Consider the following 23,199-nt stretch of genomic DNA (forward strand, 5'->3'; position numbering starts at 1 on the left):
CTGCAACCGTTGGATCGGGAGAGCGCCGTGTCGAAATTCCTCAATTCGCTGTTTGGCCGGGTAGTCGTCGCATTGATTCTAGGGATCGCGCTCGGCGCGTTCTTCCCGCATTTCGCCGAGTCGTTGCGACCGCTCGGCGACGGCTTCCTGAAGCTGATCAAGATGGTGATCGGGCCGATCGTGTTCTGCGTGGTGGTCAGCGGGATGGCCAACGCGGGCGACCTGAAGAAGGTCGGCCGGGTCGGCCTGAAGGCCGTCATCTACTTCGAGATCATGACGACGCTCGCGCTCGGCATCGGCCTCGTCCTCGCGTGGCTCACGCGCCCGGGCGTCGGGATGAACATCGACCTGCGCTCGCTCGACGCGTCGTCGCTCGCGTCGTACGCAAAGAACGCGGAGAGCCTGAAGGATACGGCCGGCTACCTGATGAAGATCATCCCCGAGACTGCGATCGACGCGTTCGCGAAGGGCGACATCCTGCAGATCCTCGTGTTCGCGGTGCTGTTCGGCTCCGCGCTGTCGCTGCTCGGCGACAAGGCGCAGCGCGTCAACTCGCTGATCGAGGAACTGTCGCACGTGTTCTTCCGGATCATCGGCTTCATCATCAAGCTCGCGCCGCTCGGCGTGCTCGGCGCGATCGCGTTCACGACCGGCAAGTACGGCGTCGCGTCGCTCAAGCAGCTCGGCTACCTGGTTGCGGTGTTCTACCTGAGCTGCTTCGTGTTCGTCACGGTCGTGCTCGGCGCGGTGATGCGGCTCGCGGGCTTCTCGGTGTTCAAGCTGATCCGCTACCTGCGCGAGGAACTGTCGATCGTGCTCGGCACGGCGTCGTCGGATGCGGTGCTGCCGCAGGTGATGCGCAAGCTCGAATACATGGGCGTGAAGGATTCGACGGTCGGCCTCGTGATCCCGACCGGCTATTCGTTCAACCTCGACGGCTTCTCGATCTACCTGACGCTCGCCGTGCTGTTCATCGCGCAGGCCACCAACACGCCGCTGTCGACGCATGACCTGATCGTCGTGCTGCTCGTATCGCTCGTCACGTCGAAGGGCGCGCACGGGATCCCGGGCTCGGCGATCGTGATCCTCGCGGCGACGCTGTCGGCGATCCCGGCGATTCCGGTGCTCGGCCTCGTGCTGATCCTGCCGGTCGACTGGTTCGTCGGCATCGCCCGCGCGCTGACCAACCTGATCGGCAACTGCGTCGCGACGGTCGTCGTCGCGGTGTGGGAGAACGACATCGATCGTGCCCGCGCGACGCGCGTGCTGAACCGCGAGCTGCGTTACGTGCCGGCCGAAGAGGAAGGCCGCGCGGCGCCGGTCGCCGGCGACCAGGCTCACGCGCTCTGAGCGCACCCCCCGCGCGGGGCGGCTTCCCCTGGTCGTCCCGCGCAACCGAATTCATGCTGCCGGCGCCTCGATGTGCCGGCACGCCATCAAACATCAGGAGACGACATGGCAGCCCCCATCCTCGATCCGAATGCGCCTGCCTTCACGCGGCGTTACATGAACCTCGCCGACCCGCGCGTCGGGGCGCAGGCGCTCTTTGCCAGCGATGAATTCTTCGCGCCGAAAGAGCGCATGCTGAATCCCGAGCCGGCCGTGTTCATCCCCGGCAAGTACGACGACCACGGCAAGTGGATGGACGGCTGGGAAACGCGCCGCAAGCGCACGACCGGCCACGACTTCTGCGTGGTGCGGCTCGCGCGGCCGGGCGTGATCCATGGCGTCGACCTCGATACGAGCCACTTCACCGGCAACTTCCCGCCGGCCGCGTCGATCGACGCATGCGTCGCCGAAGGCGACATGCCGCCTGACGACGCGCAATGGCGCCCGATCGTCCCGGCGACGACGCTGCAGGGTAATTCGCATCACTACGTGAGCGTCGACGATGCGCAGCCCTATACGCACCTGCGCGTGAACCTGTACCCGGACGGCGGCCTCGCACGGCTGCGCGTGTACGGCCAGCCGCAGCGCGACTGGCGCCAGGTGCCGGCCGGCGAGCTGGTGGATCTCGCGGCGATCGAGAACGGCGGTTACCTGGTGGCCGCGAACAACCAGCACTTCGGCCCGGCATCGCAGATGCTGATGCCGGGGCGCGGCGTGAACATGGGCGACGGCTGGGAAACGCGGCGCCGCCGCGAGCCCGGCAACGACTGGGCGATCGTCGCGCTCGCGCGGCCGGGCATCATCCGGCGCGTCGAGGTCGATACCGCGTTCTTCAAGGGCAATTTCCCCGACCGCTGCTCGCTGCAGGCCGCGCGGGTCGCGGGCGGCACCGACGATTCGCTCGTCACGCAGGCGATGTTCTGGGCCGAACTGCTCGGTGAGCAGAAGCTGCAGATGGACCACGTCCACACGTTCGACCAGCTTGCCGCGCTCGGCCCCGTCACGCACGTGCGTTTCAACATCTTCCCGGACGGTGGCGTGTCGCGCCTGCGTCTGTGGGGCGAGCCGGCTTGAAGGAGGGCAAGGGCATGAGCGAATCCCGGATCCTGCGCGTCGAGCGCCTGACGCGCGAAGCGTTTGCGCCGTTCGGCGACGTGATCGCGCTCGAAGGCGCGCGTCATTTTCCGATCAACGGCGGCACGACCGAGCGCTTCCACGATCTCGCGACGATCGACGTATGCGCAGACGGTGGCCGCCCGCTCGTCAGCGTGTTCCGCGCCCAGCCGCGCGCGCTGCCGGTCGCGGTCACGCTGATGGAGCGCCATCCGCACGGCAGCCAGGCGTTCATCCCGCTCGCGGCCGTGTCGCGCTACGCGATCGTCGTCGCGCCGGCCGGCGAATTCCGGCCCGACGCGATGCGCGCGTTCCTCGCGGAAGGCTGGCAGGGCGTGAACTATGCGAAGGGCGTCTGGCACCATCCGCTGCTCGCGCTCGACGCGGTCAGCGATTTCGTGATCGTCGATCGCGGCGGGCCGCAGCCGAACTGCGACGAGATCCCGCTCGAGCGCGCGTGGGCGCTCGAGTTCGAGCCGGCCTGCACGGCGTGACGCAAGGGCGGCGCCCGGTTTCGGCAGCCTGACGGCAGCCCGGGCGGGGATGTCGAAGGGTTTTCGAAAGCCTGGGCGCACGATTCACGCGGTACCGTTATCCCGAAATGAACACGGCCCGGGCGGCGAGATGCCGGCCGGGCCGTGCTGCATGCGCGAGGCGCGCGAATCAGTGCTTGCGGTGCGGGCAGTTCTCGGTCGTGCAGGAACCGTACATCGCGAGCGAGTGCTCCTGGAGCCGGAAGCCGCGCTCCTTCGCGATCGCCTGCTGGCGGCTTTCGATCTCGGCGTCGAAGAATTCCTCGACGCGGCCGCAATCGAGGCACACGAGGTGGTCGTGGTGCGAGCCTTCGTTCAGTTCGAACACGGCCTTGCCGGATTCGAAGTTGCTGCGCGACAGCAGGCCGGCCTGCTCGAACTGCGTCAGCACGCGGTAGACGGTGGCCAGCCCGATGTCGAGCTGCTCGTTGAGCAGGTTCCGGTAGACGTCTTCTGCCGTCAGGTGGCGCACCGGGCTTTGCTGGAAGATCTCGAGAATCTTGAGGCGCGGTAGGGTGGCCTTTAGCCCGATATTCTTGAGATCCGTCGGATTGGTCATGGCTAGGCATCCCTAGAGTACAATGCAGGGCTTCAATGTTACCGGCTTTTCGCCGTTCCAGAAACACGCGCGGCCTGCGAGGCGGGCCTGCACGGTGAGGGAAATGATTCCAGAATCTCTTTCGCACTTTCAGAGGAGCCGCATGCGGAGTGTCATCATCGCTGCCGCCGCCGTTGCCGCGCTGGCTGGTTGTTCGTCGTACGACAGCGTGACGCAGCGCATCGCGCAGAGCATCACCCCCTACCGGATCACCGTCGTGCAAGGCAACTTCGTGTCGCAGGAGAAGGCCGCGCAGCTGCAGGTCGGCATGTCGCGCGAGCAGGTGCGCGCGTTGCTCGGCACCCCGCTGCTGGCCGACATGTTCCACGCCGACCGCTGGGATTACCTCTTCTACTTCAAGCGCGGCTCGACGGCAGTCGTCCAGCAGCGCGATCTCGTCGTGACGTTCTCGGGCGATCGCCTGGCGAGCTGGACGGGGGCGGACAACCTCCCTTCGGAGCTCGACCTGCTGGCCGACATCGACGGCGACCGCGGCGGCAAGAAGGCGAAGGCGGCCGCAGCGGCGAAGAAGGCCGCCGAGGCTGCCGCCGCCGCGAGCGCCGCGCAAGCGGCCGCGAGCGCGCCGGCGCCGGAGGCTGTCGCCAGCCCGTCCACCGCGCCGGCGTCCGGTGCGGCGGTCGACCAGGATGCGAACGCGCAGGCCGCTCGCGCGGCGAACCGTGCGACGAACCAGGTGTCGGGTCAGGGCACGGCCGCACGGCGGTTCGCGCCGTCCACGCAGGCTGCCGGCGGTGCGCCGGTGCCGGGCGGCCAGCCGCCGGGCGCGGTTCCGGCGATCCAGCCGCAGTTCCAGTTCCATCGTCCGCCGCAGCCGAACGTGTCGAACGAGGCATCGCCGCCGGTCGGCCCGCAAGGCTCCGATACGCTGCAGAACCAGCCGCTCACCGCGCCGGCACAGTAAGTCCGCGTGCGGAAACCGGGCGGCGTGCGCCGCCCGTCTTTAGACCTGTCGTGTAGAAAGCCATGAAGATTGCGATTGCCGGGGCATCGGGCCGAATGGGCCGGATGCTGATCGAAGCCGTTCTCAACGATGCCGACGCGCAGCTCGTCGGCGCGCTCGACCGCGCCGATTCGCCATTCCTCGGCCAGGACGCCGGCGCGTTCCTCGGCAAGGAAACCGGGGTCAAGCTGACCGCCGACCTCGACGCCGTGTTCGCGCAGGCCGACACCCTGATCGATTTCACGCGTCCGGAAGGCACGATGGCGCATGTCGAGGCCGCGTTGCGCCACGACGTGAAGCTCGTGATCGGCACGACCGGCTTCACCGCCGAGCAGAAGGCCGAGCTGCAGGCCGCGGCAGGCAAGATCGGCATCGTGTTCGCGGCGAACATGAGCGTCGGCGTGAACGTCACGCTGAAGCTCCTCGAATTCGCGGCAAAGCATTTCTCGCACGGCTACGACATCGAGATCATCGAGGCGCATCACCGCCACAAGGTCGACGCGCCGTCGGGCACCGCGCTGATGATGGGCGAGGCCGTGGCCGGCGCGCTCGGGCGCTCGCTCGACGACTGCGCGGTGTACGGCCGCCACGGCGTGACGGGCGAGCGCGATCCGTCGTCGATCGGCTTCGCCGCGGTGCGCGGCGGCGACATCGTCGGCGATCACACCGTGCTGTTTGCCGGGATCGGCGAGCGCATCGAGATCACGCACAAGTCGTCGAGCCGCGTGTCGTATGCGCAGGGCGCGCTGCGCGCGGTCCACTTCCTGTCGGCGCGCGGCGCCGGCCTGTTCGACATGCAGGACGTGCTCGGCCTGCGCTGACACCACGGGGAAACTCCGATGGCGATACCCACCGGCGTTGTCCACTACCTCGAAAGCGGCGATGCGATCACGCACGCCGTCGCCTACGTGCTGCTGGCGATGTCCGTCGCCAGCTGGTGCTTCCTCCTCATGAAAGCCTGGCTCCTGGTCCGTGCGAAACGGCAGGGGCCGCGCGCGCTCGCCGCGTTCTGGCGCGCGTCGTCGCTCGACGCGGGCATCGCCGCGCTCGCCGGCGCCGATCGCGAGCGCGTGTTCGTGCCGCTCGCCGAAGCCGCGCGCGATGCGGCCGACGACCACGATCCGGCTGCCCTGGCCGCGCGCGTCGAGCGCAGCGAACGCGTGCTGCGCGCGTTGCGGCACGCGATGCTGCGTTCGCAGCGGCGCCTCGAATTCGGCCAGGTGCTGCTCGCGTCGATCGGCAGCACCGCGCCGTTCGTCGGGCTGCTCGGCACCGTATGGGGCATCTACCACGCGCTCGGCAGCATCGCCGCGAGCGGGCAGGCGCAGATCGAGAACGTCGCGGGGCCGGTCGGCGAGGCGCTGATCATGACCGCGTTCGGTCTCGTCGTCGCGATTCCCGCGGTGCTGGCCTACAACATCCTCGGGCGGCTCGTGCGGCAGCTTGCCGAGGAGCTCGACGGCTTCGCGCGCGACCTGCACGTGTTCGTGTGCGCGCAGGAAGCCTGACGTACCCATTCCGAAGGAGCGACCATGGCATTCGGCGGACTCGAGCACCACAAGACGTCCGCGCCGATGGCGGAGATCAACATGACCCCGCTGATCGACGTGATGCTGGTGCTGCTCGTCATCTTCATCATTACCGCGCCGCTGATGACGCACGCGATCCGGCTCGACCTGCCGAAGGTCGCCGCCGGCGTCGCACGCGACACGCCGCAATCCGTCACCTTGTCGATCGACGATGCGGGCAAGCTGTATTGGGACGACTCACCGGTCGCGCTCGATGCGCTGCCCGCGCGTTTCCGGGCCGCCGCCGCGGGCGGCGCACCGCCCGAGCTGAGGCTGCGCGCGTCGCGCGCGACCCGCTACGACGTGATCGCGCAGGTGATGGGCGCCGCGCAGGCCGCCGGTCTCACGCGAATCGGTTTCGTGACCGACGTGCCGCCGCAGGCGGGCGGTTCCGCGGCGGCGCCTGCCGTGCCGGCCAACCGCTGAGCGGAGCCGGCGGGCCCGTCCCCGCCGCGGGATCGGGCCGCACGCCGCAAGACCGGTCGAATGGGCCGGCGCGGGCGGTATAATCAACGTTTTTCCCGGTTGGCAGGCTTTTTTCAGGTAACCCGGAATTTTCCAGGCTACCCGGGCATGCTGCGGGTTACCCGGAAAATGCCCGGAAACCGCGAACAGGTCCGGCAACAGCGAACCTGCAGGTCCGCCGGGCAAGCACGATTTTCGATCCACTCCTGCGCGCGCGCCGTCGCGTCGCTTAAAGCCTAGTCCGAACCACACCATGCACGAGAGATACGTACCCGCCGACGTCGAAGCCGCCGCCCAGGGCGACTGGCGCGCAGCCGATGCCTACAAGACGCAGGAAGATTCGCAGAAGCCGAAGTTCTACTGCGTGTCGATGCTGCCGTACCCGTCCGGCAAGCTGCACATGGGTCACGTGCGCAACTACACGATCAACGACGTGATGTACCGCTATCTGCGGATGAACGGCTACAACACGCTGATGCCGATGGGCTGGGACGCATTCGGGATGCCGGCCGAGAACGCCGCGATGGCGAACGGCGTGCCGCCCGCGAAGTGGACTTACGACAACATCGACTACATGAAGGGCCAGATGCAGTCGATGGGCCTCGCGATCGACTGGTCGCGCGAAATCGCGACGTGCAAGCCCGACTACTACAAGTGGAACCAGTGGCTGTTCCTGAAGATGCTCGAGAAGGGCATCGCGTACAAGAAGACGGGCACCGTGAACTGGGACCCGGTCGACCAGACCGTGCTCGCGAACGAGCAGGTGATCGACGGCCGCGGCTGGCGTTCGGGCGCGCTCGTCGAGAAGCGCGAGATCCCGATGTACTACCTGCGTATCACGCAGTACGCGGATGAGCTGCTGAACGACCTCGACGGCCTCGGCTGGCCCGAGCGCGTGAAGATCATGCAGCAGAACTGGATCGGCAAGAGCTTCGGCGTGAACTTCGGCTTCCCGTATGAACTCGACGGCGAGAAGAAGCTGCTGCGGGTGTTCACGACGCGTGCCGACACGATCATGGGCGTCACGTTCTGCGCGATCGCGGCCGAGCATCCGCTCGCCACGCGCCTCGCGCAGGACAAGCCCGAGCTGCTCGCGTTCATCGACGAATGCAAGCGCGGCGGCGTCGCCGAGGCCGACGTCGCGACGATGGAGAAGAAGGGCGTCGCGACGGGCTTCTCGGTCGCACACCCGCTGACCGGCGAGCCGGTCGAGGTGTGGATCGGCAACTACGTGCTGATGAGCTACGGCGAAGGCGCGGTGATGGGCGTGCCGGGCCACGACGAGCGCGATTTCGCGTTCGCGAAGAAATACGACCTGCCGATCAAGCAGGTGATCTCGGCCGAAGGCCAGCAGTACTCGCTCGACGCATGGCAGGAGTGGTACGGCGACAAGGAAACCGCGGTCTGCGTGAACAGCGGCAAGTACGATGGCCTGCGCTATACGGATGCGGTCGACGCGGTCGCGGCCGACCTGAAGGCCGGCGGCTTCGGCGACAAGCAGGTCACGTGGCGCCTGCGCGACTGGGGCGTGTCGCGCCAGCGCTACTGGGGTACGCCGATCCCGATCATCCACTGCCCGTCGTGCGGCGACGTGCCGGTGCCCGAGCAGGATCTGCCCGTCGTGCTGCCGGAGGACCTCGTGCCGGACGGCTCGGGCAACCCGCTCGCGAAGTCGGAAGCGTTCCTGAACTGCGCGTGCCCGAAGTGCGGCGCGGCAGCCAAGCGTGAAACCGACACGATGGACACCTTCGTCGATTCGTCGTGGTACTTCTCGCGCTACACGGCGCCGGACGCCGAGACGATGGTCGACGCGCGCACCGACTACTGGATGCCGATGGATCAATACATCGGCGGCATCGAGCACGCGATCCTGCACCTGCTGTATTCGCGCTTCTGGACCAAGGTGATGCGCGACCTCGGCCTCGTGAAGTTCGGCGAGCCGGCGAAGAACCTGCTCACGCAGGGCATGGTGCTGAACGAGACGTACTACCGCGAAGACGCTTCCGGCAAGAAGACCTGGTACAACCCGCTCGACGTGACCGTCACGCACGACGACAAGGGCCGCCCGGTCGGCGCGACGCTGAACGCGGACGGCCAGCCGGTCGTGCTCGGCGGCATCGAGAAGATGTCGAAGTCGAAGAACAACGGCGTCGATCCGCAGCTGTTGATCGACCAGTACGGCGCGGATACCGCGCGCCTGTTCACGATGTTCGCCGCACCGCCCGAGCAGCAGCTCGAGTGGTCGGGTGCGGGCGTCGAGGGCGCGAGCCGCTTCCTGCGCCGCGTGTGGAGCTTCGGTGCGACGAACCGCGAAGCGCTCGCCGCGCGCGCGGGCTTCGATGCGGCCACGCTCGGCGAAGCCGACAAGGCGCTGCGCCGCGAGATCTACAGCGTGCTGAAGCAGGCCGATTTCGACTACCAGCGCCTGCAGTACAACACGGTCGTGTCGGCTGCGATGAAGATGCTGAACGCGATCGACGGCGCGAAGGGCGCGACGCCCGGCGTGCTGCGTGAAACGTACGGCGTGCTGCTGCGCGTGCTGTACCCGGTCGTGCCGCACGTCACCTTCGAGCTGTGGAAGGCGCTGGGCTACGCGGACGAGTTCGGTCCACTGCTCGACGCACCGTGGCCGAAGGTCGACGAGGCCGCGCTCGAGCAGGCCGAGATCGAACTCGTGCTGCAGGTGAACGGCAAGGTGCGCGGTGCGCTGAAGGTGGCGAAGGACGCGAGCCGCGAGGCGATCGAAGCCGCGGCGGTGGCCGACGACGCGTTCGCGAAGTTCAGCGACGGCAAGCCGGCGAAGAAGATCGTCGTCGTGCCGGGCCGCCTCGTGAACATCGTCGTCTGACGGCCGCTGGCCGTCGGGACTACCCCAGAAGGAGCGAAGGTGATCCGCAGATCGTTTTTGATGCTTGCTGTCGGCAGCGCGGTTGCGCTGTCGGCATGCGGCTTCCAGTTGCGCGGCCAGCAGGACTACGCGTTCAAGCACCTGCTGATCGCCGGCGCGCCGGCACCGGTGGAGGCGCGTCTCGTGCGCCTCGTCGAGGCCGGCAGCGACACGAAGATCGTCAAGTCGGCGGACGACGCCGACGCCGTGCTGCGCATGTGGGAATCGCGCGGGCAGAACACGCTGACGCTCAACAAGTACGGCTCCGCGCAGGAATATGCGCTGTTCTACACGTTGAACTACACGCTGACGAGCAAGGACGGCACCGTGCTGATCCCGCCGAGCGCGATCGCGCTGAACCGCGCGATGACGTACAGCGACCAGTACACGAACGCGAAGGCGCAGGAAGCCGACATCCTTTACGGCGACATGCAGAACGACGCGGTCGACCAGCTGATGCGGCGTCTCGCGATCGTCCATTCGCTGACGCCGGCGCCGGAAGACGTGGTACCGGGCGTCGCACCGCGCGCGCCGTTGCCGCCGCCGCCGCTCTGATCGACGGCGCACGTATCGATGCAACTGCGACTTGATGCGCTGGAGCCGCACCTCGCGAAGGGGTTGGCCGGGCTCTATACCGTCTACGGCGACGAGCCGCTGCTCGCCCAGGAAGCGTGCGACCGCATTCGTGCGGCAGCGCGCGCGGCCGGCTTCACCGAACGTTCGGTACATACGGTCGAGCGCGGCTTCGACTGGAGCGTGCTGCTCGGCGCGACCCAGGCGATGTCGCTGTTCGGCGAGCGCCAGCTGATCGAGCTGCGCATTCCGTCGGGCAAGCCCGGCAAGGAAGGCGCCGATGCGCTGAAGACGCTCGCGGCCACGCCGAACCCCGACGCGCTGATGCTCGTCACGCTGCCGCGTCTCGACGCGGCCACGCAGAAATCCGCGTGGTTCACCGCGCTGCAGAACGGCGGCGTCGCGCTGAAGATCGATCCGGTCGACCGCGCGCAACTGCCAAACTGGATCGGCCAGCGCCTCGCGATGCAGGGCCAGCGCGCTGCGCCCGGCGAGGACGGGCGGCGCGCGCTGCAGTTCATCGCCGAGCGCGTCGAAGGCAATCTGCTCGCCGCACACCAGGAAATCCAGAAGCTCGGGCTGCTGTATCCGCAGGGTGCACTGTCGTTCGAGCAGGTGCACGACGCGGTGCTGAACGTCGCGCGTTACGACGTCTTCAAGCTGAACGAAGCCATGCTCGCCGGCGACGCCGCGCGGCTCGCGCGGATGATCGACGGGCTGAAGGGCGAGGGCGAGGTGATCGTGCTCGTGATGTGGGCCGTCGTTGAAGAGTTACGCACGCTGCTGCGGATCAAGCGCGGTACGACGGCCGGCAAGCCGCTCGCGACGTTGCTGCGCGAGAACCGCGTGTGGGGGCCGCGCGAGCGGCTGATCGGCCCCGCGCTGAATCGCGTGTCCGAAGCCGTGCTGGAGAAGGCGCTCGCGTTTGCCGCGAAGCTCGACCGTCAGGTCAAGGGGCTCACGGCCGTCACGCCTGGGCGCCGCACGCAGGACGAACCGCCGCCCGATCCGTGGGACGGGCTGTTCCAGCTCGCGATGACGGTGGCCGGTGCCCGCGGCGAGCGACCGCCGACCGCGGGGCGCGTGCGACGCTAAGTCCCGTTCGGGCCTTCAGCGCGCGCTGCGCAACCCGCTTACAATGTTTCGATAGCTGGCGCGGCTCTCCGGCCGCCGCCGCTCACGCTTCCCCACGAATTCATGCCGCCCAGCGCGGCGCGCTTCTCGAGTCACACGATGGATATCGATCAGTACATGACCGACCTGGGCCGTCGCGCCCGGCACGCTTCCCGCGCGATGGCGCGCGCCAGCACGGCGGCGAAGAACGCGGCGCTCGACGCCGTGGCGCGTGCGATCGAACGCGACGCACAGGTGCTGAAGGATGCGAATGCACGCGATGTCGCCCGTGCCCGTGAAAAGGGGCTGGATGCCGCGTTCGTCGATCGCCTGACGCTGTCGGACAAGGCGCTGAAGACGATGGTCGAAGGCTTGCGCCAGGTCGCGTCGCTGGCCGATCCGATCGGCGAGATCAGCAACCTCAAGTACCGCCCGAGCGGCATCCAGGTCGGCCAGATGCGTGTGCCGCTCGGCGTGATCGGCATCATCTACGAATCGCGCCCGAACGTGACGATCGACGCGGCCGCGCTGTGCCTGAAGTCGGGCAACGCGACGATCCTGCGCGGCGGCTCCGAAGCGCTCGAGTCGAACGCGGCGCTCGCGAAGCTGATCGGCGAAGGGCTCGAGGCGGCAGGTCTCCCGCAGGATGCGGTGCAGGTCGTCGCGACGGCCGATCGCGCGGCGGTCGGCAAGCTGATCACGATGACCGAATACGTCGACGTGATCGTGCCGCGCGGCGGCAAGAGCCTGATCGAGCGCCTGATCAACGAGGCACGCGTGCCGATGATCAAGCACCTCGACGGCATCTGCCACGTGTACGTCGACGATCGCGCCGATCTTGCCAAGGCACTGACCGTCTGCGACAACGCGAAGACGCACCGCTACGGCACCTGCAACACGATGGAGACGCTGCTCGTGTCGAGCGGTATCGCGGCAACGCTGCTGCCGCCGCTCGGCAAGCTGTATCGCGACAAGCAGGTCGAGCTGCGCGTCGATGCGGCCGCGCGCGCGGCGCTCGCCGATGCGGGCGTCGGCCCGCTCGTCGACGCGACCGAGGAAGACTGGCACACCGAGTATCTCGCGCCGGTGCTCGCGATCAAGGTCGTCGACGGCCTCGACGCCGCGATCGAGCACATCAACCATTACGGCTCGCACCACACGGACGCGATCGTCACCGAGGATCACGACCGCGCGATGCGCTTCCTGCGCGAAGTCGATTCGGCGAGCGTGATGGTCAACGCGTCGACGCGTTTCGCGGACGGCTTCGAGTTCGGCCTCGGCGCGGAAATCGGCATCTCGAACGACAAGCTGCACGCACGCGGCCCCGTCGGCCTGGAAGGGCTGACGTCGCTGAAGTACGTCGTGCTCGGACACGGCGAAGGCCGCCAGTAAACAGCGAGGCACACAACCGATGGCGATGCTCTGGGTCAAGACGTTCCATATCGTTCTGATCGCCGCGTGGTTCGCAGGGTTGTTCTACCTGCCGCGCATCTACGTGAACCTGGCCATGGAGACCGATCCGGCCGCCGTGCGTCGCCTGCTGCTGATGGCGCGCAAGCTGTTCCGCTTCATGACGATGATCGCGGTGCCGGCGCTGGCCTGCGGGCTGTGGCTCTGGCTGTCGATCGGCATCGGGCAGGGGCAGGGCTGGATTCACGCGAAGGTGACGGTCGTGCTGCTGCTCATCGTCTATCACGCATATTGCGGGCACCTGCTGCGGGTGTTCGAGCGTGGCGAGAACCGCCGCACCGACAAGTGGTATCGCGTGTTCAACGAGCTGCCGGTGCTCGGCATGCTCGCGGCGGTTGCGCTGGTCGTGATCAAGCCGTTCTGAGCAACCTCGCCGGCGCGGTTGCCGGCGCTGCCTGATGCGCAACGGCGCCCCGCGGGGCGCCGTTTGTCGTTTACGGTTCGTGCGAGCGATCGGCGCGGGCGTCTGCTCAATCCTTCGTACCGTCGTCGATCCGGCGGCGCGTGATCGCCTCCTTCGCACGGCCGACCCGTTCCATCAGCGCGGGGCCGCGTGACAGCGCGACGCCGACCGCGAGGATGTCGCCGATCGCGAGATGCGACATCCGCGACGTCATCGGCGAGAACACGTCCGTTTCTTCCGCCACGTTCGACGCGAGACTCACCGTTGCGAGCTTCGCGAGCGGCGAATGGCTCTGCGTGATCGCGACGACCTTCGCGCCGCACGCGAGCGCGGAGCGCGCAGCGTCGACGATGTCGCGCGTGCGGCCGGTGTTCGAGATCGCGACGACGACGTCGTGCGGGCCAAGCAGCGCCGACGACATCGAGAACGTGTGCGGATCCGAATACGCGACGCTCGGCACGCCGAGCCGGAAGAACTTGTGCTGGATGTCCTGCGCGGCGATGCCCGAGCCGCCGGCGCCGTAGAACTCGATCCGCGACGCGTTCGACAGCAGCCCGATCGCATCGGCGACGCTGCCGGCGGACAGGCTGTTGCGCACCTCGATCAGTGCGCCGATCGTGCGGTCGAACACCTTGCCGATGATGCCGGGCGCCGGTTCGTCGGGCTCGACGTCGCGATAGACCGATGACACGCCCGGCGCGACGCTCTGCGCGAGCCGGATCTTGAATTCGCGAAAGCCGCTGCAGCCGAGCGCCTGGCAGAAGCGGGCGATCGTCGGCTGGCTGACGCCCGCGCGCGTCGACAGCTCGGTCATCGCGAGGTCGAGCACCTCGCGCGGCGCGGCGAGGATGTAGTCGGCGAGCTTGCGCTCGGACGGGCGCAACTCGGTGCGGATCGCTTCAATGCGGGGCAGCATGGGGAGGCAGGCGGAAATCGGGTTCGGATGAGCGAGTGTATCGCAATCGAATTGTAGAAAATCTACATGAAAATACTAGCGCGCCTGGAGTGCCTTCTGAGCGAGGGGTTAGGGTTTTTACTAGGTATTGCCTTACTGGTAGCGGGAATGACGGTTGCGGACCACTGATTCCACATTGCGTGCTTGTAGTTTTTCTACTAGACTGGCTTCGTTCCGTCGACGTGTTCGACCGTCCCCACGATTCCAACCGCCGGTGTCGGCCGGCATACAGGAGCGCCCAGCATGACGTCGCTGCACCCCACTCTGGCGAAGGTCACCGAACGCGTGATCGCACGCAGCCAATCGACCCGTTCCGCCTATCTGCAGCGCATCGACGGCGCGCAGGGCAAGTTCCCGGCGCGCGGCGCGCTGTCGTGCGCGAACCTCGCGCACGGCTTCGCCGGCCTCGAGGGTAACGACAAGTTCTCGATCAAGGCGATCCGCGAGCCGAACATCGGCATCGTGTCCTCGTACAACGAGATGCTGTCCGCGCATGCCCCGTACAAGGATTTCCCCGAGATCATCAAGGCGGCTGCGCGCGAGAACGGCGGCGTCGCGCAGTTCGCGGGCGGCGTGCCGGCGATGTGCGACGGCGTCACGCAGGGCAACCCGGGGATGGAGCTGTCGCTGTTCTCGCGCGAAGCGATCGCGATGGGTACGGCGATCGCGCTCACGCACAACATGTTCGACGCGGCGCTCTGCCTCGGCATCTGCGACAAGATCGTGCCGGGCCTGCTAATCGGCGCGCTGCAGTTCGGCCACCTGCCGACGATCTTCGTGCCGGCCGGCCCGATGACGAGCGGCCTGTCGAACGACGACAAGGCGAAGATCCGCCAGCAGTTCGCGACCGGCCAGGTTGGCCGCGACGCGCTGCTCGAAGCCGAATCGGCCGCGTATCACGGCCACGGCACCTGCACGTTCTACGGCACCGCGAACAGCAACCAGATGCTGATGGAGCTGATGGGCCTGCACCTGCCGGGCTCGGCTTTCGTTCACCCGCATACGCCGCTGCGCACCGCGCTGACGGCCGAGGCCGCGCGCCGCGTGCTCGACCTGACCGTCGAGCGTGGCCACTACACGCCGATCGGCCACGTGATCGACGAGAAGGCGATCGTCAACGGGATCGTCGCGCTGCTCGCGACGGGCGGCTCGACCAACCACACGCTGCACCTCGTCGCGATCGCGCGCGCGGCCGGCATCCTGATCGACTGGAACGATTTCGACGAACTGTCGGCGGTCGTGCCGCTGCTCGCGAAGATCTATCCGAACGGCAAGGCCGACGTGAACCATTTCCACGCGGCGGGCGGGGTTGCCTTCCTGGTACGCAACCTGCTCGAAGGCGGGCTGCTGCACGAGGACGTGACGACGGTCGCCGGCAAGGGTCTCGCGCACTACACGAAGGAGCCGAAGCTGATCGACGGCAAGCTGACGTGGGTCGACGGCGCGGCCGAGAGCCACGATACGAAGGTGCTGCGCGGCATCCGCGACCCGTTCCAGCCGGACGGTGGCCTGCGCCTGATGCAGGGGCGCCTCGGCCGCGGCGTGATCAAGATTTCGGCGGTCGCGCCCGAGCACCGCAAGGTGACGGCGCCCGCGATCGTGTTCGATTCGCAGGAAGCCGTGCAGGAAGCATTCGATCGCGGCGAGCTGAAGCGCGATTTCGTCGCGGTGGTGCGCTTCCAGGGCGCGCGCGCGAACGGCATGCCCGAGCTGCACCGTTTGACGCCGCTGCTCGGCGTGCTGCAGGATCAGGGCTTCCACGTCGCGCTGGTCACCGACGGCCGCATGTCGGGCGCGTCGGGCAAGGTGCCGGCCGTGATCCACGTGTCGCCGGAAGCGTTGCTGGCCGGCCCGCTCGGCAAGGTGAAGACGGGCGATACGCTCGTGATCGACGCGGAAGCAGGCGTGCTCGACATCGAGGTCGACGCCGCCGAGTGGCAGGCGCGCCCGGTCGCGCAGCCGCTGCATCAGGCCGAGAACGAGGTCGGTTTCGGGCGTGAACTGTTCGGCGTGTTCCGCGCGGCCGCCGCGCCGGCCGAGCAGGGCGCATCGGTTTTTGGCGCGCTGGTCGGCGAAACGGCCGCCCACGTCGCCGCATGAATTTCAAGGAGCTAATTCTATGAAGACGATTGCTGAAATCGTGAAGCTGGGCCCGGTCATTCCGGTGCTCGCATTCGACTCGGTCGAGCAGGGCGAAAACGTGTCGCGTGCCCTGCACGCAGGCGGCGTGAAGGTGCTCGAGATCACGTTGCGCACGCCGGCCGGCCTGGAAGCGATCCAGCGCGCCAGCCAGCTCGCGGACGACATCGTCGTCGGCGTCGGCACGATCACGAAGCCCGAGCATTGCGAGCAGGCGAAGCGCGCGGGCGCGAAGTTCGGCGTGTCGCCGGGCCTGACGAAGGAGCTGCACCTCGCGTCGCTCGACGCGGGCCTGCCGCTGCTGCCGGGCGTGATGACGCCGAGCGACATCATCCAGGCGCTCGAATTCGGCTACGAGATCGTGAAGTTCTTCCCCGCGCAGCAGGCGGGCGGCGTGCCGATGCTGCAGGCGTTCCACGGCCCGTTCCCGGCACTGAAGTTCTGCCCGACCGGCGGCATCACGGTCGAAACCGCGCCGAATTTCCTGAAACTGCCGAACGTCGTGTGCGTCGGCGGCTCGTGGCTCACGCCGAAAGCCGCGCTCGCCGCGCAGGACTGGGCCGAAGTCACGCGCCTCGCGCAAGCCGCGAGCCAGCTTCCCCGTTAAGACTTGTACGAGATGATAAGGGCCTGTTCGCGCCAGTAACGGGCTTGCGAACGAGCCTCTCCGCCCGTCCCCCAAGGGGACTTCCTTTGGGCGCGTGCAAGGAGTGAGGAGCGCCGTTTGGCCGAGCCAAACAAGCGACGAACGACGCCGCAATGTGGGCGGAGAGGCTCGTTCCCCTGTTTATGGAACAATCATTCGTCGGGCTGGCCGCCAGAAGGGCCGATCGCGGCGTCATGCGCCTTGCGAATACGTCGAGTATTCGCTTCGTCGCATTCCTTGCGCTCGGCCCTTCTGGCGGCCAGCGCAAGCCCGTTACTGGCGCGAACAGGCCCTTAACCCTCGGAAAGCGAGCGTTAGTGCTTGTTTTTCCGAGGGTTTTTGCTGATGGAACCGGTTCTATCCGCGGGCCGCAAAGATAAGTAAAATTCAGCGTCCTGACGGGGTGGGTACCCCCCGTGTTTCGGAGACCTGCATAGCCGGGCATACTCGCAACAACTCGCCCGGTTCGAACAATTCTAGGAGGAGTGCCACATGGGGGCTGTCCAAGGCAGCATGCTGCTCGTATTCACGCTGATCGCGATTGCCGCGCTGATCCTGATGATCGCGCGCTTCAAGATCTACCCGTTCCTGGTGCTGATCATCGTTTCGCTCGGCCTGGGCCTCGTCGTCGGCATGCCGATGGACAAGATCGTCAAGTCGTTCGAGACGGGCACCGGCGGTACGCTCGGCCACATCGCGATCGTCGTCGGCCTCGGCACGATGCTCGGCAAGATGATGGCCGAATCGGGCGGCGCCGAACGGATCGCGACCACGCTGATCGACTGGTTCGGTGAAAAGAACATCCACTGGGCGATGATGTTCGTCGCGATCATCGTCGGCCTGCCGGTGTTCTTCGAAGTCGGCTTCGTGCTGCTGATCCCGATCGCGTTCAACGTCGCGAAGCGCACCGGCAAGTCGCTGCTCGTCGTCGGCCTGCCGATGGTGGCCGGTCTGTCCGTCGTGCACGGGCTCATCCCGCCGCACCCGGCCGCGCTACTGGCTGTTCAGCAATACGGTGCCGATATCGGCAAGACGATCGCGCTCGGCCTGGTCGTCGGCGTGCCGACCGCGATCATCGCGGGCCCGCTGTTCGCGTTGACGATCTCGAAGTTCGTGAAGCTGCCGGAAAACAATCCGCTCGCCGCGCAGTTCGTCGATACGAACACCGACGGCCGCAAGCGCGAACTGCCGAGCTTCGGCATCACGCTGTTCACGATCCTGCTGCCTGTCGTGCTGATGCTGGTCGGCAGCTGGGCCGACCTGGTGTTCACGCCGAAGTCGCTGCCGAACAACCTGTTGCGCTTCGCCGGCAACTCCGACGTCGCGCTGCTGATCGCCGTGCTGGTCAGCTTCTGGACCTTCGGCGCGAAGCAGGGCTTCAACCGCGACCAGATCCAGAAGTTCTGCAGCGAGTGCCTGGCGCCGATCGCCGGCATCACGCTGATCGTCGGCGCGGGCGGCGGCTTCGGCGGCGTCCTGCGCGACAGCGGGATCTCGCAGCAGATCGTCGAGACCGCGAAGCATGCCAACCTGTCGCCGCTGCTGCTCGGCTGGTTCGTCGCGGCGCTGATGCGTCTCGCGACGGGTTCGGCGACGGTCGCGATGACGACGGCCTGCGGCATCGTCGCGCCGATCGCGGCGGCGTCGGGCGCGTCGGTCCGGCCGGAGCTGCTCGTGCTCGCGACGGGCTCGGGCTCGCTGATCTTCTCGCACGTGAACGACGGCGGCTTCTGGCTGATCAAGGAATATTTCGGGATGACGGTGGGCCAGACCTTCAAGACCTGGTCGCTGCTTGAAACCATCATCTCGGTGCTCGGTCTGAGCTTTACGCTGCTGCTGAGCGTGGTTCTGTAACAAGGGGTAGTCAATGATTCTGATCGCAATGGGCGTGTCGGGCGCGGGCAAGTCGCTGATCGGCGAAATGCTGGCGGAACGCCTGTCGTGCAGCTATACCGATGGCGACGCGTTTCACAGCGCGGCGAACAAGGAAAAGATGCACAACGGCATTCCGCTGACCGACGACGACCGCTGGCCGTGGCTGCGCACGATCCGCGCGGCCATCGAGGAAAAGCAGCGCGCGGGCGAGACGGCCGTGTTCACGTGCTCGTCGCTGAAGCGGTCGTACCGCGACGTGCTGCGAGGCACCGACACCGACGTGCGGTTCGTGTATCTGAAGGGCTCGTTCGAGATGTTGCACGAGCGCCTGAAGAGCCGCACCGGCCATTTCTTCGATCCGTCGCTGCTGAAGAGCCAGCTCGACACGCTCGAGGAGCCGGGCCCGGACGAAGCGATCGAGGTCAGCATCGAGCTGACGCCCGAACAGATCGTCGATCAGGTCATGCTGAAGATCGGCATCGCACAGCAGCACTGAGCGCGGTTCGCGGCAATCGTCATGAAAAAGGCGCCTTCGGGCGCCTTTTTCGTTGATGGCGCGGAGGCCGCGGGCCGGTCACGCCGCCTGCTTCGCGATGCCGTCGAGCAGCACGTCGAGCATCGTGTCGTGCACGGCGGCCGGATCGAGCTGCGCATAGAGCGGGGCGGCCGCCTTGACGAGCGGATGCGCGGTGTCTGACAACGCTTCCATCTCCGCGAGCTCGACGTCGTTCGCGGCGCGCGTGAGGCCGCCGGCTTCGGCCGCGGCCAGCCCGATCACGCTCGCATACCAGCCGACGCATACCGACGGCAGCGCCGCGCGCGGGATGCCGGCGTCGGCCAGCGCGCGATGCACGGCCTCGATGTGCGCGAGATCGGCCGGCCCGGTACTCATGTGCCGCTGCAGCAGCGCGAACGCGGCCGGGTAGCGCAGCGCGAGCGCGCGGTACTGGCGGGCGAGGTCGCGCAGCCGTTCGCGCCACGGCAGCGCGGCATCGACCGGTACGAGCGAGCGCGACAGCGCGTTCGCGATCGCGCGGCTCAGGCCTTCCTTCGACTTGAAGTGGTACAGCACGCTCATCGGGTCGCAGCCGACCGATTGCGCGAGCTTGCGCACGCTGAATGCGGCTTCGCCGACGTCTTCGAGCAGCGCGAGCGCGGCCGCGACGATCGCATCCTTGTCGAGGCCGCGCGGGCCTTGGGCGGGTTTGTCTTTCATCGATGCGGGCTGGCGTGCCGGTGCGACACCGGCTGTAAACTTGACGAAAGCTTATTCTACACTGTAGAATTATTTCTGCGGTGTAGAAATTGGGTGTCCCGGCACCTTTCAATACGTGCTTTCGCACAGTCCGGGATCCAGGCGGCACGAGCGTGCCCGCCGTCAACACGGGCCATCGCGCCTCTTTTCTCGTTGACACCCATGTGGAACCGGCTGCCCCACCCGCGAAGCCAGAAGGCTCTTCGACAGGCGGCCCAAGACCATGCAAGTGCAATCATGACTTCCAATAACACACCCCTGATCCAGGGCGAGTCGCGTTTCGAACAAACGCAACTGAACATCGAAAAAGACAACTGGAACTGGTGCGACCCGGCCCGCTACGACGGCGAGCGCCCGGCGAACTGGTACGAGGCGTCGCTGTCGCGTCACGCGAACAGCGCGCCGCTCGCGCACGATGCCGTCTGCGACGTGCTCGTGATCGGCGCGGGCCTGCTCGGCGCGTCGGCCGCGCTGCATCTCGCGGAAGCGGGCGTCGATACGATCCTCGTCGACAAGCATCACGTCGGCTCGGCCGCATCGGGCCGCAACGGCGGGCAACTGACACCCGGCCTCGCGCGCTGGGAAGCCGCCGACATGATCGACTACCTGTCGCACGACGACGCGAAGCGGCTGTGGCGCTTTGCGTCGGCCGAATCGATGGACCTGATCGATGCGATCGGCGCACGTTACGCGCTCGAACTCGATCGCAAGCGCGGTCATATCACCGCGGCGGTCCACCCGGGCCACATGAGCGCGTTACTGGACGGCGCGGATGCGCGCCGCCATCTCGGCGACGCGGGCGTGACGCTCGTCGGCCGCCATCAGCTGCATGACGACTACGTGCGCTCGGGGCTGTACCACGGCGCGGCGATCGACGCGCTCGGCGGGCAGATTCATCCGCTCGCGCTGGTGCGCGGCCTCGTGCACGGCTTCCGGCTGAACGGCGGTGCGCTGTTCGAGGGCACCGAGGTGCTCGAGCTCGACGAGACGCCGGACGGCGTCGTCGCGACGACGCCGGGCGGCACGATCACCGCGCGCCGCGGCGTCGTGCTCGCGCTGCACAACACGACGTTCCGGCTGCTCGACGACGGCGCGGCGACCACGGTGCCGTTCTTTACCTATGTGAGCGTGACGGCGCCGCTCGACGTCGACGTCGCGATGCTTATGCCGGCCGGCATGCCCGTGTACGACACGCAGTTCCAGATCGACTATTACCGGCCGGTCCGCGGCAACCGCCTGCTGTTCGGCGGGCAGGGCACCGGCAGTTGCTGGGCGCAGCCGGACGTCAACGCATATCTGCTGACGCGGCTGAACACGGTGTTCCCGCAGCATGACGGCCGGTTCGCGCTCGACTACTGCTGGAGCGGCGTCAGCGACTTCACGTTGAACGGCGCGACCGACAGCCGCAAGACCGACGGCCGCGTGCCGATGTACATGGTGCAGGGCTGGAGCGGCCACGGCGTCGCGCAGACGGTGCGGATCGGGAAGGCGATCTGTGACGATTTCGTCGGACGCAACGACGATTTCTCGATGCTGACCGGCATCGACCATCGCGCGATTCCGCTCGGCCGCCAGCTGTCGCCGATCGCGATTCCCGCCGCGAAGGCCGCGATGAGCGTGATGAGCGCGCTCAACCCGGGGCGGATGATCTCGTTCTGATGCCGCAGCGGCAGGCAACAAAAAAGCCCGATGCGATTGCTCGCATCGGGCTTTTTACATGCGGAGACGGCGGCGTTTACGCGATCCGCTTCGCGAGTTCGACGGCCTTGCCGATGTACGACGCCGGCGTCATCGCGAGCAGGAGATCCTTCGCCTCTTGCGGGATCGCGAGCGTGGCGACGAATTCCTGCAGCGCTTCGCGCGTGATGCCCTTGCCGCGCGTCAGTTCCTTCAGCTGCTCGTACGGGTTCTCGATCCCGTAGCGGCGCATCACCGTCTGCACCGGCTCGGCGAGCACTTCCCAGCAGTTGTCGAGGTCTTCGTTCAGGCGCTGCGGGTTCACTTCGAGCTTGTCGAGGCCGCGGATCAGCGAGTCGTACGCGAGCAGCGAGTAGCCGAGCGCGACGCCCATGTTGCGCAACACGGTCGAGTCGGTCAGGTCGCGCTGCCAGCGCGACACCGGCAGCTTGTCGGCGAGGTGGCGCAGCGTCGCGTTCGCGAGGCCGAGGTTGCCTTCCGAGTTCTCGAAATCGATCGGGTTGACCTTGTGCGGCATCGTCGACGAGCCGATTTCACCGGCCTTCGTCTTCTGCTTGAAGTAGCCGACCGAGATGTAGCCCCACACGTCGCGGTCGAGGTCGAGCAGGATCGTGTTCGCGCGCGCCACGGCGTCGAACAGCTCGGCCATGTAGTCGTGCGGCTCGATCTGGATCGTGTACGGGTTGAACGTGAGCTTCAGGTGGTTCTCGATCACGTCGCGCGAGAACGCTTCCCAGTCGAATTCCGGATAGGCCGACAGATGCGCGTTGAAGTTGCCGACCGCGCCGTTCATCTTGCCGAGGATCTCGACCTTCTCGATGCGCGTGATCGCACGGGCGAGGCGGGCCGCGACGTTCGCGAGTTCCTTGCCGAGCGTCGTCGGGCTGGCCGGCTGGCCGTGCGTGCGCGACAGCATCGGCTGCTCGGCGTGCGCGTGCGCGAGTGCGACGAGGCGCTGGTAGACCGTGCGCAGCGCCGGCAGGATCACGTGTTCACGCGCGCCGGCGAGCATCATGCCGTGCGACGTGTTGTTGATGTCTTCCGACGTGCACGCGAAGTGGATGAATTCGCTGGCCTTTTCGAGTTCTTCCTGGCCCTTCACCGATTCCTTGAGCCAGTATTCGACGGCCTTCACGTCGTGGTTCGTCACGCGCTCGATGTCCTTGATGCGGGCGGCGTCGTGCGCGGTGAAGCGCTCGGCGAGCTGTAGCAGGAACTGTTCGGACGCATCGGAGAAGCGCGGGACTTCCGCGAAGCCGGCGCGCGACAGCGCGATCAGCCAGTGCACCTCGACGGTGACGCGGTGGCGCATGAAGGCGGCTTCGGAGAGCCAGTCGCGCAGCGCTTCGGTCTTGCTGGCGTAGCGGCCGTCGATGGGCGAAAGCGCGGTGAGGGCGAAAAGCGTATCGGGACGAGTGTCGGACATGATCGGGCGGGCCTTGGGGCCGGGTCGAGCGAGGGGAGGGAGAATCCGGCATTTTACCATCGGCGCGGGACGATCCCGGTCGCGCGCGGCCGGCGGGCGCTGCCGCGCGCGGATACCGCGCCGGCGCCCGTT

Annotated in this window: 21 protein-coding genes; 17 read left to right on the plus strand and 4 right to left on the minus strand. The window is 67.2% G+C overall.

What is annotated here, in order from left to right:
- The first annotated feature begins 27 nt into the window (after positions 1-27).
- From C5O79_RS32065 to C5O79_RS32075, 3 genes are all read left to right on the plus strand, one after another.
- Positions 28-1,350 (plus strand): C4-dicarboxylate transporter DctA, encoded by a 1,323-nt coding sequence (locus tag C5O79_RS32065; RefSeq protein ID WP_046546282.1) that lies wholly within the window; start codon positions 28-30, stop codon positions 1,348-1,350.
- 105 nt (positions 1,351-1,455) lie between these two features.
- Positions 1,456-2,463, plus strand: a complete 1,008-nt coding sequence (gene alc, locus C5O79_RS32070) for an allantoicase (RefSeq protein WP_046544921.1) — start codon at positions 1,456-1,458, stop codon at positions 2,461-2,463.
- 14 nt (positions 2,464-2,477) lie between these two features.
- Positions 2,478-2,996 (plus strand): ureidoglycolate lyase, encoded by a 519-nt coding sequence (locus tag C5O79_RS32075; RefSeq protein WP_046544922.1) that lies wholly within the window; start codon positions 2,478-2,480, stop codon positions 2,994-2,996.
- A 169-nt stretch (positions 2,997-3,165) separates the two neighbouring features.
- Here C5O79_RS32075 and fur read toward each other — a convergent pair whose 3' ends face one another.
- A complete protein-coding gene (fur, locus tag C5O79_RS32080; RefSeq protein ID WP_006400349.1) occupies positions 3,166-3,594 on the minus strand; it encodes a ferric iron uptake transcriptional regulator in 429 nt (142 codons plus the stop codon).
- Between the two features lie 142 nt (positions 3,595-3,736).
- Between fur and C5O79_RS32085 the strand changes: the two genes are divergently transcribed.
- From C5O79_RS32085 to C5O79_RS32125, 9 genes are all read left to right on the plus strand, one after another.
- Positions 3,737-4,555 (plus strand): outer membrane protein assembly factor BamE, encoded by an 819-nt coding sequence (locus tag C5O79_RS32085; protein ID WP_039361511.1) that lies wholly within the window; start codon positions 3,737-3,739, stop codon positions 4,553-4,555.
- 62 nt (positions 4,556-4,617) lie between these two features.
- Complete coding sequence (dapB, locus tag C5O79_RS32090) at positions 4,618-5,415, plus strand: 4-hydroxy-tetrahydrodipicolinate reductase (protein ID WP_046544924.1); 798 nt, start codon at positions 4,618-4,620, stop codon at positions 5,413-5,415.
- An 18-nt stretch (positions 5,416-5,433) separates the two neighbouring features.
- Positions 5,434-6,102 carry a MotA/TolQ/ExbB proton channel family protein gene (locus C5O79_RS32095; RefSeq protein ID WP_039361507.1) on the plus strand — a complete coding sequence of 223 codons (669 nt, stop codon included), beginning with the start codon at positions 5,434-5,436 and terminating at the stop codon, positions 6,100-6,102.
- A gap of 24 nt (positions 6,103-6,126) precedes the next feature.
- Entirely contained in the window at positions 6,127-6,588 is a 462-nt protein-coding gene (locus C5O79_RS32100; protein WP_046544925.1) for a biopolymer transporter ExbD, read from the plus strand.
- 292 nt (positions 6,589-6,880) lie between these two features.
- Positions 6,881-9,475: a leucine--tRNA ligase gene (gene leuS / locus C5O79_RS32105; RefSeq protein ID WP_124473190.1), complete on the plus strand. Its 2,595-nt coding sequence runs from the start codon at positions 6,881-6,883 to the stop codon at positions 9,473-9,475.
- Positions 9,476-9,514: 39 nt separating this feature from the next.
- Positions 9,515-10,069, plus strand: coding sequence for an LPS assembly lipoprotein LptE (gene lptE / locus C5O79_RS32110; RefSeq protein WP_039361502.1), 555 nt, complete (start codon positions 9,515-9,517; stop codon positions 10,067-10,069).
- 18 nt (positions 10,070-10,087) lie between these two features.
- Positions 10,088-11,182: a DNA polymerase III subunit delta gene (holA, locus tag C5O79_RS32115; protein ID WP_122473566.1), complete on the plus strand. Its 1,095-nt coding sequence runs from the start codon at positions 10,088-10,090 to the stop codon at positions 11,180-11,182.
- Between the two features lie 138 nt (positions 11,183-11,320).
- Positions 11,321-12,592: a glutamate-5-semialdehyde dehydrogenase gene (locus C5O79_RS32120; RefSeq protein WP_122473567.1), complete on the plus strand. Its 1,272-nt coding sequence runs from the start codon at positions 11,321-11,323 to the stop codon at positions 12,590-12,592.
- Between the two features lie 19 nt (positions 12,593-12,611).
- Positions 12,612-13,034, plus strand: a complete 423-nt coding sequence (locus C5O79_RS32125) for a CopD family protein (protein ID WP_011350935.1) — start codon at positions 12,612-12,614, stop codon at positions 13,032-13,034.
- Between the two features lie 106 nt (positions 13,035-13,140).
- Here the strand turns inward: C5O79_RS32125 and C5O79_RS32130 are convergent, their stop codons facing one another.
- A complete protein-coding gene (locus C5O79_RS32130; protein WP_122473568.1) occupies positions 13,141-13,989 on the minus strand; it encodes a MurR/RpiR family transcriptional regulator in 849 nt (282 codons plus the stop codon).
- 282 nt (positions 13,990-14,271) lie between these two features.
- Between C5O79_RS32130 and edd the strand changes: the two genes are divergently transcribed.
- From edd to C5O79_RS32160, 4 genes are all read left to right on the plus strand, one after another.
- Complete coding sequence (gene edd, locus C5O79_RS32135) at positions 14,272-16,128, plus strand: phosphogluconate dehydratase (protein ID WP_071333915.1); 1,857 nt, start codon at positions 14,272-14,274, stop codon at positions 16,126-16,128.
- Positions 16,129-16,147: 19 nt separating this feature from the next.
- Complete coding sequence (gene eda, locus C5O79_RS32140) at positions 16,148-16,774, plus strand: bifunctional 4-hydroxy-2-oxoglutarate aldolase/2-dehydro-3-deoxy-phosphogluconate aldolase (RefSeq protein ID WP_046544929.1); 627 nt, start codon at positions 16,148-16,150, stop codon at positions 16,772-16,774.
- Positions 16,775-17,305: 531 nt separating this feature from the next.
- Positions 17,306-18,667: a GntP family permease gene (locus C5O79_RS32155; protein WP_046544930.1), complete on the plus strand. Its 1,362-nt coding sequence runs from the start codon at positions 17,306-17,308 to the stop codon at positions 18,665-18,667.
- A 13-nt stretch (positions 18,668-18,680) separates the two neighbouring features.
- On the plus strand, positions 18,681-19,184 hold the full coding sequence (locus tag C5O79_RS32160; protein WP_046544931.1) for a gluconokinase: 504 nt from the start codon (positions 18,681-18,683) through the stop codon (positions 19,182-19,184).
- Positions 19,185-19,262: 78 nt separating this feature from the next.
- On the opposite strand, the gene C5O79_RS32165 is transcribed toward C5O79_RS32160, so the two are convergent.
- The gene (locus C5O79_RS32165) at positions 19,263-19,904 is read right to left on the minus strand and encodes a TetR/AcrR family transcriptional regulator C-terminal domain-containing protein (protein ID WP_046544932.1); all 642 of its coding nucleotides are present in this window, start codon (positions 19,902-19,904) and stop codon (positions 19,263-19,265) included.
- A 276-nt stretch (positions 19,905-20,180) separates the two neighbouring features.
- On the opposite strand from C5O79_RS32165, the gene C5O79_RS32170 reads away from it, so the two are divergent.
- The gene (locus tag C5O79_RS32170; protein ID WP_122473569.1) at positions 20,181-21,602 is read left to right on the plus strand and encodes an FAD-dependent oxidoreductase; all 1,422 of its coding nucleotides are present in this window, start codon (positions 20,181-20,183) and stop codon (positions 21,600-21,602) included.
- A 76-nt stretch (positions 21,603-21,678) separates the two neighbouring features.
- On the opposite strand, the gene purB is transcribed toward C5O79_RS32170, so the two are convergent.
- A complete protein-coding gene (gene purB / locus C5O79_RS32175) occupies positions 21,679-23,067 on the minus strand; it encodes an adenylosuccinate lyase (protein ID WP_122473570.1) in 1,389 nt (462 codons plus the stop codon).
- Between the last annotated feature and the right edge of the window lie 132 nt (positions 23,068-23,199).

It is taken from the genome of Burkholderia sp. SRS-25 (assembly GCF_004343765.1).
Classification (GTDB): domain Bacteria; phylum Pseudomonadota; class Gammaproteobacteria; order Burkholderiales; family Burkholderiaceae; genus Burkholderia; species Burkholderia contaminans.